Genomic DNA, 12,728 nt, shown 5'->3' on the forward strand with positions numbered 1-12,728 from the left:
CTTGATATGGAAATGGTATCAGCCATCTGATGAAGCATTACCGCCAGGGGTCACTTCCCCTACTCGCTTTTCCAGCTGTCGCAGACGCCGCGCGATGTCATCGAGCTGACGGATGCGTGCCGCGCTTTTGCGCCACTCGGCAGCCGGTTGCATGGCTGTACCGGAAGAGTAGGAACCCGGCTCGGTAATCGAGTGGGTCACCATGGTCATCCCGGTCAGGAAAACGTTGTCGCAAATCTCGATATGCCCCACCAGCCCTACACCGCCGGCGAGCATGCAGTGCTTGCCGATCTTGGTGCTGCCGGAGATCCCCACGCACGCGGCCATGGCAGTGTGATCACCGACCTGGACGTTGTGGGCGATCTGGATCTGATTGTCGAGCTTCACACCGTTACCAAGAATGGTATCGGCCAACGCACCACGGTCGATGGCGGTGTTCACGCCAATCTCCACATCGTCGCCGACCAGCACGCCACCAATCTGGGCGATCTTCTGCCAGACACCTTTTTCATTGGCAAAACCGAAACCTTCACCACCGAGCACAGCACCCGACTGAATCACCACGCGTTTGCCAATGCGCACGTCGTGGTACAGCGTGACCCGCGGAGCCAGCCAGCCGCCCTCACCAATCTCGCATCGCGCACCGATGAAGCAATGCGCCCCGACGGTCACACCCGCGGCAATACGCGCGGCGCTTTCGATCACCGCAAAGGCTCCGATGCTTGCCGCCGGATCGACCACCGCGTCCGGCGCCACGACCGCTGTCGGATGAATACCGGCAGCCGCTTTCGGCTTGGGATCGAACAGATGGGAAATGCGGGCGTAAGCCAGGTAAGGATCAGGCACGACCAGCGCATTACCGGCAAAACCTTCAGCGTCGGCGGCCTTGAGCAACAGGGCTGCGGCTTTACTGTCCGGCAGGTATTTGCGGTATTGCGGGTTTGCCAGAAAGCTCAACTGAGCTGGGCCAGCCTCTTGCAAAGTGGCTAGCCCAGTAATTTCTTTCTCCGGGTCGCCACGTAGGGTGGCGCCGAGGAACTCGGCCAATTGGCCGAGCTTTATAGTCGCTGTCATGGATTACTTCAGCTGATTCATGCGCTCGATAACCTGGCGAGTGATGTCGTACTGAGGTTTGACATCAATCACTGCGCCACGCTCGAAGACCAGGTCAAAAGCACCTTTCTTGATGACTTCTTCCACAGCGCTGTCCAGTTTCGGCTTGAGCTGCTTCAGCATTTCACGGTCGGCAACGGCTTTGGCTTCGTTCAATTCCTTGGACTGGAACTGGAAGTCACGGGCCTTTTGCTTGAACTCAAGCTCCAGGCGTTCGCGTTCGCCTTGCTGCATCTTGTCACCACCGGCTACCAGACGATCCTGGATACCTTTGGCACTGCTTTCCAGCGTCTTGAGTTTGCTCAGCTGCGGGCCGAACTTCTTCTCCGCGTCCACGGCGTATTTTTTCGCCGCGTCGGATTCAAGCAGGGCCATCTGATAGTTCAGGACGGCGATTTTCATGTCGGCAAAAGCCGGACCTGCTACCAGTACGGTCGCCAGGAGAACCAATTGAGTCAACTTACGCACGATGCACTCCTACAAAATCCATTGTCGTTATGGGTCAGACGCTTAGAACGTCTGGCCGAGGGAGAATTGGAACACTTGGGTTTCAGCGTTATCCGGTTTCTTGACCGGCATGGCCAACGCGAAGCTCAGAGGACCCAGTGCGGTAACCCATGTCACGCCGACACCGACGGAACTGGCTACGTTGCTCAGGCTGATGTCGTTGCACTCTGTTTGAGAGGTCGAACCGACATTGGCGTTCGTCGTCTTGTCGCACTTGGAGTCGAATACGTTACCCACATCCCAGAATACCGAAGTACGCAGGGAACGCTGATCCTTGACGAATGGCAGCGGGAACAACACTTCGACGCCACCCTGGATCAGGACGTTACCACCGAACGGCAGCGGATCCTGGTCCGGGTCGGCTAGCGTACCGGCGTTACCCGTTACACCCTGACCACGGCTCGGCGTACTGCGCGGACCAAGGGTACTGTCCTTGAAGCCACGAACCGAGTTGAAACCACCAGCATAGTAGTTTTCATAGAACGGCAAGCCGTCGGTTGAACCGTAGCCGTCGCCGTAACCGAGTTCGGTGTGCAGGCGTACGGTGTAGTTCTCGGTGATTGGCTGGAACAACTGACCACGGTAATCGAGTTTGAAGAACGACAGGTCGCTGCCAGGGGTCGTGGTTTCCAGAGTCAGGCTCTGGGAATGGCCACGGGTCGCCAGTACGCCTTTGTTCAACGTGGACTCGGACCAACCGGCGGACGCCTTGAAGTTCAGGTAGCTGTCGCCTTCACGGTTTACGAAGTCGAAAATCTCGTCGACGGTGTATTGACCGGTCTTGATCTTGTCCTGCTGTGCAGTCAGGCCAAAGGTCAGACGCGAAGTCTCGCTGATCGGGTAACCGACGCTGACGCCAGCACCCAGGCTGTCTACCGCATAGCTTGCAACATCGACATCGAGGTCTTTGTAGTCAGTGGTGCGATAGAACGCGTTGTAGCCCAGGCTCACACCGTCAGCGGTCCAGTACGGGTCGACATAACCGAAGTTATAGCGGCTCTGGTATTGGCTTCGGGTCAGTCCGATGCTGACCTTGTTACCCGTACCCAGGAAGTTGTTCTGGGTGATCGAACCACCAAGGATCAGACCGGCGCTCTGGGCGAAACCGACACTGGCGGTAATCGAACCGGAAGCCTGTTCTTCAACGCTGTAGTTCACGTCCACCTGATCGTCCACGCCCGGCACGGCCGGGGTTTCGACGTTCACTTCCTTGAAGAAGCCCAGACGCTCAAGACGGGTCTTGGATTGGTCGATCAGGTAGGTCGAAGCCCAGCCACCTTCCATCTGGCGCATTTCACGACGCAGTACTTCGTCTTCGGACTTGGTGTTGCCACGGAAGTTGATGCGGTTCACGTAGGCACGCTTGCCCGGATCAACAGCGAACGTGATGTCTACCGTGTGATCGTCATCGTGAGGCTGAGGCACGCCGTTGACGTTGGCGAAGGTGTAACCCTCGTTACCCAGACGACGGGTGATCAGTTCCGAAGTCGTGGTCATCAGCTTGCGCGAGAACACCTGGCCTTTCTGGACCAGCAGCAGGGACTTGACCTGGTCTTCAGGCACTTTCAGGTCACCACTGAGTTTCACGTCACGAACGGTGTATTTCTCGCCTTCGTTGACGTTGACCGTGATGTAGACGTGTTTTTTGTCCGGGGTGATGGAGACCTGGGTCGAAGCGATATCCATGTTGATATAGCCGCGGTCCAGGTAGTAGGAGCGCAGACGCTCCAGGTCACCGGAGAGTTTCTCGCGAGCGTACTTGTCATCGTTCTTGAAGAACGACAACCAGTTGGTGGTCTTGAGTTCGAACAGGTCGATCAGGTCGTCATCGGGGAAGACCGTGTTACCCACCACGTTGATGTGCTGGATAGCGGCAACGGTGCCTTCGTTGATATTGACCTTCAACGCCACGCGGTTACGCGGTTGCGCCACCACTTCGGTGTCGACGGTCGCCGAGTAACGACCCTGCGCGACATACTGGCGCTGCAGTTCGTTACGCACACCTTCGAGGGTGGCACGCTGGAAGATCTCGCCTTCGGACAGGCCGGATTGCTTGAGGCCCTTCATCAGGTCTTCAGTGGAGATAGCCTTGTTACCCTCGATCTCGATACTCGCGACCGACGGACGCTCGACTACCGTGATAACGAGGACATTGCCTTCGCGACCCAGCTGGATATCTTGAAAGAAACCGGTTTTGAACAACGCACGAGTGGATTCCACCAGGCGACGATCATCCGCCTGTTCACCGACGTTCAACGGCAAGGCACCAAAGACACTACCCGCGGAGACCCGCTGGAGGCCATTGACGCGAATATCAGAGATAGTGAAGGACTCGGCGTGAACTTCGGCGATCATCAATACGGTGAGAACCGCAGTTAGCAGCAGACGTTTCATGAAGTCCTTTCTTATTCCAACTGGCAATAAACAAACTGCCGCAAAATGCGGCAGATTCGCAATTCAGCGAAGCGTTACAGTCGACCCAGATCATTGACCAGAGCAAGCAACATCACCCCGACCACCAAACTGATACCGATCTGTATCCCCCAACCCTGCACCCGATCTGACAAGGGGCGACCACGCACCCACTCGATCAGATAAAACAACAAATGCCCCCCATCCAGTACTGGAATGGGCAACAAATTCAGAACACCCAAGCTAATACTCAGATAAGCAAGGAAATTCAGGAAATCAGCGACACCCGACTGGGCAGAAGCGCCCGCCACTTTAGCAATGGTTATCGGTCCACTCAAGTTTTTTACCGAGAGCTCGCCGAACAACATTTTCTTGAGCGAATCGAGGGTCAGTACACTCATGGTCCAGGTGCGTCGGGCACCCTCCCCAATTGCGGCTATCGGACCGTAGCTGACCTCGCGAATCATCTCCGGTGGCCAATCGACTGCTTTAACCCCGGCGCCCAGGTAACCCGTAGGCGCTTTGCTCCCGCCGCGGGCTGCCAGCGTCACAGGGACGTCGATTTGAGCACCATCGCGCTCGACGCGCAGCATGATTTTGGTATCTGGATGCATACGCACGGTATCGACCACTTGCTGCCAGTCATCCAGAGACTTGCCATCAAGCGCCAACAACCGGTCACCGGTCTTCAGGCCCGCGGCTTGCGCCGGCCCTTTTGAATCGAGTTCCGCCAGGATTGGCGGCAAGGCTGGACGCCACGGGCGAATACCCAGCGAGCGAATAGGATCCGGCTCATCGGCGCCCTTGAGCCAGTGATCCAGCGCCAGCTCACGCGGCGAATCGGCCGTCGAGCCCTGCTCACGCACCAACAATTGCAACGTACCGCTCTCGCCAAGGCGACGGACCAGTTGCAAGTTCACGGCCGCCCACCCGGAAGTCGGCTCGCCATCAATGGCCACAATTTCCTGATTCGCGCTCAAACCCGCCTTGGCGGCGATACTGCCGGACTCGACTGCGCCGATAACCGGGCGCACTTGCTCGCTGCCGAGCATGGCCAACACCCAGAAAAACACCATCGCCAGCAGAAAATTGGCGATCGGGCCCGCCGCAACGATGGCAATGCGCTGGCGCACGGACTTGCGATTGAAGGATTGATCGAGCTGATCGACCGGCACTTCGCCTTCGCGCTCGTCGAGCATCTTCACGTAGCCACCCAACGGAATGGCGGCCAGCACGAATTCAGTGCCTTGCTTGTCGTGCCAGCGCAGCAACGGCATGCCGAAGCCCACGGAGAAACGCAGCACTTTGACCCCACAGCGACGTGCGACCCAGAAATGGCCGAATTCGTGGAAGGTGACCAGCACGCCCAGGGCTACCAGGGTGCCGACAATCATATAGAGCGCGCTCATCTACTTTCTCCGCATTCCTATCCAGTGCTGCATGGGGGCAAACGTACTGCAGCACTTATCGCCCGTGACGACTCAACCACTGTTCGGCCAGCACACGCGCCTTGGCGTCTGCGGTGAACACCGCCTCGAGATCATTCACCGCAACCACAGGCTCGAGATTCAAGACTTCCTCGATGATACTCGCGATTTCCGGGTAACGAACCCGCCCGTCGAGAAAGGCCGCGACCGCCACTTCATTTGCCGCATTAAGCATGGCCGGCGCGCTGTTGCCCGCCTCTGCCGCTTGCCGCGCCAGGCGCAGGCACGGGAAACGCTGTTCATCGGGCGCCTGGAAATCCAGGCGCGCAATGGCAAACAGATCCAGCGGGGCGACACCCGAGTCGATCCGCTCTGGCCAGGCCAGGGCGTTGGCAATCGGCGTACGCATATCCGGGTTACCCAACTGCGCCAATACCGAACCATCGATATAGTCGACCAGCGAATGGATAACGCTCTGGGGATGAATCACCACTTCAACCTGGGATGGCTTGGCATCGAACAGCCAGCAGGCTTCGATCAACTCAAGGCCTTTGTTCATCATGCTGGCCGAATCGACCGATATCTTGCGCCCCATCGACCAGTTCGGGTGAGCGCAGGCTTGATCGGGGGTCACGTGCGCCAATTCCGCCATCGGCGTCTGCCGGAACGGACCGCCAGAGGCCGTCAGTAAAATCCGACGCACACCAACCGCACCCAGACCGCGGGCGAAATCGTTGGGCATGCACTGGAAAATCGCATTGTGTTCGCTGTCGATCGGCAGCAGCACCGAACCGCTTTGGCGCACGGCCTGCATGAACAAGGCGCCGGACATCACCAGCGCTTCCTTGTTGGCCAGCAAGATCTTCTTGCCCGCCTCGACCGCCGCCAGGGTCGGACGCAAGCCCGCAGCACCAACGATGGCCGCCATGACCGCATCGACTTCAGGGTCGGCAGCGACCTGACACAGGCCCTCCTCCCCCACCAGAACGCGCGTCGACAGGCCGGCAGCGCGCAAGTCGTCCTGCAGGACCCGGGCAACACCCGCTTCAGGCACGACCGCAAAGCGCGGTACATGCCGCACGCACAAGGCCAGCAGCTCACTCAATCGAGTAAAGCCGCTCAATGCGAACACCTGATAGCGCTCGGGATGACGCGCAATGACATCCAGGGTGCTCAGGCCAATCGAGCCTGTCGCCCCCAGGACGGTAATCTGCTGTGGACGGCTCACGGTGCAGCCATCCACAACAACACCGCGAACACCGGTATCGCGGCGGTCAGGCTGTCGATACGGTCCAGCACACCGCCGTGACCGGGCAGCAGATTACTGCTGTCCTTGATCCCGGACTGACGCTTGAACATGCTTTCGGTGAGGTCGCCCACCACCGAAATGAACACGATCAATGCGGCGCCGACCAGACCTTTAAGCAACTCCGCCACCGTCCAGTCGCGAACCAGGCCGACCACCAGCGTGATCACCAGGCTAAGCGCCAGACCGCCATACACGCCTTCCCAGCTCTTGCCCGGACTGACTTGCGGCGCCAACTTGCGCTTGCCGAACTTGCGCCCGGAGAAGTACGCACCGATGTCAGCACCCCAAACCAGCACCATGACCGCCATGATCAGCCAGTTGCCCAAGGGCTCTTGCTTGATCTGGACCAGACCTTGCCACGCGGGCAGCAGGATCAACAGACCGATCACCAGTTTGCAGGCGGCGCTGGCCCAGTGTTCGCTGGAGCGTGGATAGGTCAGCACCAGGTACGTCGCCACTGCCCACCAGAGCACCGAGGCGCCCAACACCCAAGGCGCGAGCCCGGGAAGGACATGCATGACAAACAGCATCAGCGCGACCACAGCCGCATAGGCAACGCGAATCGGCTGGGCAGTGAAACCTGCCAGGCGAGCCCACTCCCATGCACCCAGGGTCACGACCAGCCCGATGAACAGCGCAAAACCGGAGCCTTCGAGCAGGAAAAACCCGCACAAGGCGATCGGCAGCAGGATCAGCGCAGTAATGATTCGTTGTTTAAGCATTAAACCCGGGCTCCAGACTCGATCTGCTCGCTCGTTTTACCGAAGCGGCGCTGACGAGAAGCGAAATCGGCCAGCGCGGTGCGCATGGCTTCGTGTTTGAAGTCCGGCCAGAACAGGTCGGAGAAGTACAGCTCGGTGTACGCCAGCTGCCACAGCAGGAAATTGCTGATGCGGTGCTCACCGCCGGTACGGATGCACAAGTCCGGCAACGGCAGATCGCCGGTGACCAGACAGGTTTGCAGCAGTTCCGGGGTGATGTCTTCCGGGCGCAAATGCCCGGCCTGGACTTCCCGGGCCAGACGCTGCGCAGCTTGCGCGATATCCCACTGACCGCCGTAGTTGGCGGCGATCTGCAGGATAAAGCGATTGGTGCCGGCGGTAATCGCCTCGGCTTCGCGCATCGCTGCCTGAAGCTCGGGGTGAAAACGCGAACGGTCGCCAATGATGCGCAGGCTGATGTTGTTGTCGTTGAGGCGCTTGGCCTCGCGACGCAACGCCTTGAAGAACAGGTCCATCAAGGCGCTGACCTCATCGGCCGGGCGCTGCCAGTTTTCACTGGAGAAGGCGAACAGGGTCAGCACCTCGACCTTGGCCTCGGCGCACACCTCGATAACCGCACGAACCGCATCCACACCCGCTTTATGCCCGGCGACACCCGGCATAAAGCGTTTTTTCGCCCAGCGATTGTTACCATCCATGATGATCGCGACATGGCGCGGCACCGCGGACGGCGCAGTCTGCTTGGTCTTATCCATGAAAACGCGACCCTTATACGGCCATCAGGTCCGCTTCTTTTTGCTTGGTCGCTGCGTCGATATCGGCCTCAGCCTTGTCGGTCAGCTTCTGGATATCAGCAGCGGCACGACGCTCTTCGTCTTCGCTGATTTCCTTGTCCTTGACCAGTTTCTTCAGGTCGCCAAGTGCATCACGACGAATATTGCGCACGGCAACACGGGCATCTTCAGCTGCGCTACGCGCCTGCTTGGTGAAGCCCTTGCGGGTTTCTTCAGTCAGGGCAGGCATGGAGATCAGCAGCAACTCGCCCAGGTTGGTCGGGTTGAGGTTCAAACCGGCACTTTGGATCGCTTTGTCGACTGCCGCGAGCATGTTGCGCTCAAACGCCACGACCTGAAGGGTCCGGGAGTCTTTTACGGTGATGTTGGCCACTTGGGTGATGGACGTGTCTGTGCCGTAGTACGGCACCATCACGCTGCCCAGAATGCTTGGGTGAGCCTTGCCGGTACGAATCTGACCAAATGCATGGTTCAGAGAGTCCAGGGATTTCTGCATGCGCTCTTGAGCGTCTTTCTTGATTTCGTTGATCATTGTTGGCCTTCCTCGATCAGGGTCCCTTCAGCGCCGCCATGTACGATGTTCAGCAGGGCGCCGGGCTTGTTCATGTTAAATACGCGCAATGGCATCTTGTGGTCGCGGCACAGGCAAATGGCCGTCAGATCCATCACGCCCAGCTTGCGATCCAGCACTTCATCGTAAGTCAGATGATCGAACTTCTCGGCATGCGGGTCTTTGAATGGGTCAGCGGTGTAGACGCCATCGACCTTGGTCGCCTTGAGCACGACATCGGCATCGATTTCGATTGCACGCAGGCAAGCTGCCGAATCCGTGGTGAAAAACGGATTGCCCGTACCGGCCGCGAAAATCACGACTTCCTTGGCGTTCAGGTGACGCATGGCCTTGCGGCGATCGTAGTGATCGGTCACGCCAACCATGGAAATGGCCGACATCACGATGGCCGAGATATTGGCACGTTCCAGCGCGTCGCGCATGGCCAGGGCGTTCATCACAGTGGCCAGCATGCCCATGTGGTCGCCGGTGACCCGATCCATGCCGGCCGCGCTCAGCGCTGCCCCACGGAACAGGTTGCCGCCACCGATCACCAGACCGACCTGTACACCGATGCCGACCAGTTGGCCGACTTCCAGCGCCATGCGATCCAGAACTTTCGGATCGATCCCGAACTCTTCCGAGCCCATCAGGGCCTCGCCGCTAAGCTTGAGTAGAATGCGTTTATAGCGAGCCTGATAACCACTGCCCTGCTGAGCCATTGCGAATCTCTCCTGCGGCGTATTTTAAAAAATTCTTTGCGAGCTGTTTACAGCTGGCGTTCACTCTAGCTTGGCGCTGCTTCAGCGCCATCGGAACATGGCTTTGTAAGCCAGTTCCAAAGGGAAACCAATAAAAATTGGTAGCCCATCTGAAAAGAGGCTGCGCGCGTAAGCGGGCAGCCTCTTCAGGGCGACAGTTAAAAAACCGTCTTATTGCTTGGCGGCAGCCAGCTGGGCAGCAACTTCTTCAGCGAAGTTGTCGACCGGCTTCTCGATGCCGTCGCCTACTTTGAAGTAGGTGAAGGAAACGATTTCAGCACCGGCTTTCTTGGCCAGTTCGCCAACCTTGATTTCAGGGTTCTTGACGAACGCCTGCTCAACCAGGGAAGCCTCAGCCAGGAACTTGCTGATACGGCCTTTGACCATGTTTTCAACGATGTTTTCTGGCTTGCCAGCGATCTTGTCGGCGTTGAGGGTCAGGAACACGCCCTTCTCACGCTCAACCGCTTCAGCGGAAACTTCCGATGGCAGCAGGAATTCAGGGTTGGTCGCCGCTACGTGCATGGCGATGTCCTTGGCCAGCTCAACAGTGCCGCCTTTCAGGACAACGGCTACGCCGATCTTGTTGCCGTGCAGGTAACCACCAACAACGTCACCTTCAACGCGTGCCAGGCGACGGATGTTGACGTTTTCGCCAACCTTGCCGACCAGAACCAGGCGATCAGCTTCTTGAACTTCGATCAGCGGAGCCACATCAGTCAGCTTGTCAGCGAATGCTTTTTCAACGCTGGAAGCAACGAATGCCTTGAAGTCATCCTGCAAAGCCAGGAAGTCGGTCTGCGAGTTCACTTCCAGCAGAACGGCGGTTTTACCGTCTTCTTTCAGAGCGATCGCGCCTTCAGCGGCAACGTTGCCAGCTTTCTTGGCAGCCTTGATGGCGCCCGAAGCACGCATGTCATCAATGGCTTTTTCGATGTCGCCGCCGGCCTTGGTCAAGGCCTTTTTGCAATCCATCATGCCTTCGCCAGTACGCTCACGCAGTTCTTTAACCAACGCTGCAGTAATCTCTGCCATTTCAAAAATCCTCTTGGATAGGTTATCAACCATTCCACCCGATCGAACGGGCGTTCAATTCTTCCCGAATCACCCTTGTAGGCCGCTGCACGTTACAGAACTTGTAGCTGCGCTGCCGACAAATGGTTTTCGAGGTGGCAAAAAGGGGGCCAAGCCCCCTTTTTGCTTACTGAGTCAACGCCAAGGCGTCAATTACTCAGCTGCTGCTACCGGAGCTTCTTCAACGAACTGCTCGGTGCCGCCAGCAACGTGGTTGCGACCGCGGATTACAGCGTCAGCCATCGAACCCATGTACAACTGGATAGCGCGGATTGCGTCATCGTTGCCTGGGATGATGTAGTCAACGCCTTCCGGGCTGCTGTTGGTATCGACTACGCCGATAACCGGGATGCCCAGCTTGTTGGCTTCGGTGATCGCGATGCGCTCGTGATCAACGTCGATAACGAACAGTGCGTCTGGCAGACCGCCCATGTCCTTGATACCACCCAGGGAACGATCGAGCTTCTCAAGATCGCGAGTGCGCATCAGCGCTTCTTTCTTGGTCAGCTTGGCGAAAGTACCGTCTTCGGCTTGCACTTCAAGGTCACGCAGACGCTTGATGGAAGCACGGATGGTTTTGAAGTTGGTCAGCATGCCGCCCAACCAGCGGTGATCGACGTACGGCGAACCGCAACGTGCTGCTTCTTCAGCAACGATCTTGCCAGCGGAACGCTTGGTGCCGACGAACAGAATCTTGTTTTTGCCCTGGGCCAGGCGCTCTACGAAAGTCAGAGCTTCGTTGAACATTGGCAGGGTTTTTTCAAGGTTGATGATGTGGATCTTGTTACGCGCGCCGAAAATGTATTTACCCATTTTCGGGTTCCAGTAACGGGTTTGGTGACCGAAGTGCACACCGGCCTTCAGCATATCGCGCATGTTGACTTGGGACATGATAGTTCCTTAATAAGTCGGGTTTGGCCTCCACGTATCCCAATGACCAACCAGCAGCATCAGCTGAAGGCACCCAGGTCATCGTGTCGACACGTGTGTGGATTTAAGCTTCTCGGGGTATCCCCGGAAAGCGGCGCATTTTATATCACAGGGCTGCAAAAAACGGAACCCGGATTCTCGATTCCTGGCGCGCGCCTTTATAAACGCCCTTGGAATCGCTCAAGAATGCGCCTATCTATAGAGAGAAGCGATGCACAGAGGCTCAGATTTGCGCTGATCGTCTGTTAGAATCGCGTTTTTCAGGGCCGCGAAGCTTGATCGCACAATGCCCATTTCGAATTAGTAAGCGCCGTTGAGCGCAGAGAGAGCCTGTATGACCGTCACCCTCAAAACCCCCGAGGACATCGCAAAAATGCGGATCGCCGGCAAACTGGCCGCCGATGTGCTGGAAATGATTGCCGAACATGTCAAACCGGGCGTCACCACCGAAGAGCTGGACCGCATCTGCCACGACTACATCGTCAACGAGCAGCAAGCCATCCCCGCCCCGCTCAACTATAAGGGCTTCCCGAAGTCGATCTGCACCTCGATCAACCACGTGGTCTGCCACGGCATTCCGAACGAGAAGCCGCTGAAGAATGGCGACACCGTGAACATCGACGTGACCGTGATCAAGGACGGCTACCACGGCGACACCAGCCGCATGTTCCACGTCGGCACCGTGCCGGTCTGGGCCGAGCGCCTGTCCCAGGTCACCCAGGAATGCATGTACAAGGCCATCGAAATCGTTAAACCCGGCTGCCGCCTGGGCGACATCGGTGAAGTGATCCAGAAGCACGCGGAAAAGAACGGTTTCTCGGTGGTTCGCGAGTTCTGCGGCCACGGCATCGGCAAGGTGTTCCACGAAGAGCCGCAGATCCTGCACTACGGCCGCGCCGGCACCGGCATGGAGCTGAAAGCGGGCATGACGTTCACCATCGAGCCGATGATCAACCAGGGCAAGGCCGACACCAAGGTCCTGGGCGACGGCTGGACCGCGATCACCAAGGACCGCAAATTGTCCGCCCAGTGGGAACACACCCTGCTGGTGACCGACACCGGCTACGAGATCTTCACCCTGCGCGCCGATGACACCATCCCGCGCGTTTCGGCCTGATCGACCCGTTCT

General features: G+C 58.0%; 12 protein-coding genes. 1 reads left to right on the top strand and 11 read right to left on the bottom strand.

Annotation, left to right across the window (positions count from 1 at the left end; all coding sequences use genetic code 11):
- Positions 1-18: 18 nt before the first annotated feature.
- The 11 genes from lpxD to rpsB form a co-directional block, all read right to left on the bottom strand.
- Positions 19-1,074 carry a UDP-3-O-(3-hydroxymyristoyl)glucosamine N-acyltransferase gene (gene lpxD, locus ACZ89E_RS16730; protein ID WP_149657376.1) on the bottom strand — a complete coding sequence of 352 codons (1,056 nt, stop codon included), beginning with the start codon at positions 1,072-1,074 and terminating at the stop codon, positions 19-21.
- A gap of 3 nt (positions 1,075-1,077) precedes the next feature.
- Positions 1,078-1,581, bottom strand: a complete 504-nt coding sequence (locus ACZ89E_RS16735) for an OmpH/Skp family outer membrane protein (RefSeq protein ID WP_092272436.1) — start codon at positions 1,579-1,581, stop codon at positions 1,078-1,080.
- Positions 1,582-1,623: 42 nt separating this feature from the next.
- Positions 1,624-4,014 carry an outer membrane protein assembly factor BamA gene (gene bamA, locus ACZ89E_RS16740; protein WP_463259528.1) on the bottom strand — a complete coding sequence of 797 codons (2,391 nt, stop codon included), beginning with the start codon at positions 4,012-4,014 and terminating at the stop codon, positions 1,624-1,626.
- A 74-nt stretch (positions 4,015-4,088) separates the two neighbouring features.
- Positions 4,089-5,441, bottom strand: coding sequence for a sigma E protease regulator RseP (gene rseP, locus ACZ89E_RS16745; RefSeq protein WP_149657378.1), 1,353 nt, complete (start codon positions 5,439-5,441; stop codon positions 4,089-4,091).
- A gap of 55 nt (positions 5,442-5,496) precedes the next feature.
- The gene (gene ispC, locus ACZ89E_RS16750; protein ID WP_463259527.1) at positions 5,497-6,687 is read right to left on the bottom strand and encodes a 1-deoxy-D-xylulose-5-phosphate reductoisomerase; all 1,191 of its coding nucleotides are present in this window, start codon (positions 6,685-6,687) and stop codon (positions 5,497-5,499) included.
- Positions 6,684-7,490: a phosphatidate cytidylyltransferase gene (locus ACZ89E_RS16755; protein WP_476256083.1), complete on the bottom strand. Its 807-nt coding sequence runs from the start codon at positions 7,488-7,490 to the stop codon at positions 6,684-6,686. Before ACZ89E_RS16755 ends, ispC begins: the two co-directional genes overlap by 4 nt.
- Positions 7,490-8,245, bottom strand: coding sequence for a polyprenyl diphosphate synthase (gene uppS / locus ACZ89E_RS16760; protein WP_476256084.1), 756 nt, complete (start codon positions 8,243-8,245; stop codon positions 7,490-7,492). Before uppS ends, ACZ89E_RS16755 begins: the two co-directional genes overlap by 1 nt.
- Before the next feature lie 13 nt (positions 8,246-8,258).
- Positions 8,259-8,816, bottom strand: a complete 558-nt coding sequence (gene frr / locus ACZ89E_RS16765; RefSeq protein ID WP_007949335.1) for a ribosome recycling factor — start codon at positions 8,814-8,816, stop codon at positions 8,259-8,261.
- On the bottom strand, positions 8,813-9,556 hold the full coding sequence (gene pyrH, locus ACZ89E_RS16770) for a UMP kinase (protein ID WP_003172271.1): 744 nt from the start codon (positions 9,554-9,556) through the stop codon (positions 8,813-8,815). The genes frr and pyrH overlap by 4 nt, the downstream gene beginning before the upstream one ends.
- Positions 9,557-9,766: 210 nt before the next feature.
- Complete coding sequence (tsf, locus tag ACZ89E_RS16775; protein ID WP_476256085.1) at positions 9,767-10,630, bottom strand: translation elongation factor Ts; 864 nt, start codon at positions 10,628-10,630, stop codon at positions 9,767-9,769.
- A 192-nt stretch (positions 10,631-10,822) separates the two neighbouring features.
- Positions 10,823-11,560 carry a 30S ribosomal protein S2 gene (gene rpsB / locus ACZ89E_RS16780; RefSeq protein ID WP_003219330.1) on the bottom strand — a complete coding sequence of 246 codons (738 nt, stop codon included), beginning with the start codon at positions 11,558-11,560 and terminating at the stop codon, positions 10,823-10,825.
- Between the two features lie 373 nt (positions 11,561-11,933).
- Between rpsB and map the strand changes: the two genes are divergently transcribed.
- Positions 11,934-12,716: a type I methionyl aminopeptidase gene (gene map / locus ACZ89E_RS16785; RefSeq protein WP_123405751.1), complete on the top strand. Its 783-nt coding sequence runs from the start codon at positions 11,934-11,936 to the stop codon at positions 12,714-12,716.
- Positions 12,717-12,728 lie beyond the last annotated feature (12 nt).

The organism is Pseudomonas sp. TE3899, assembly GCF_056279105.1.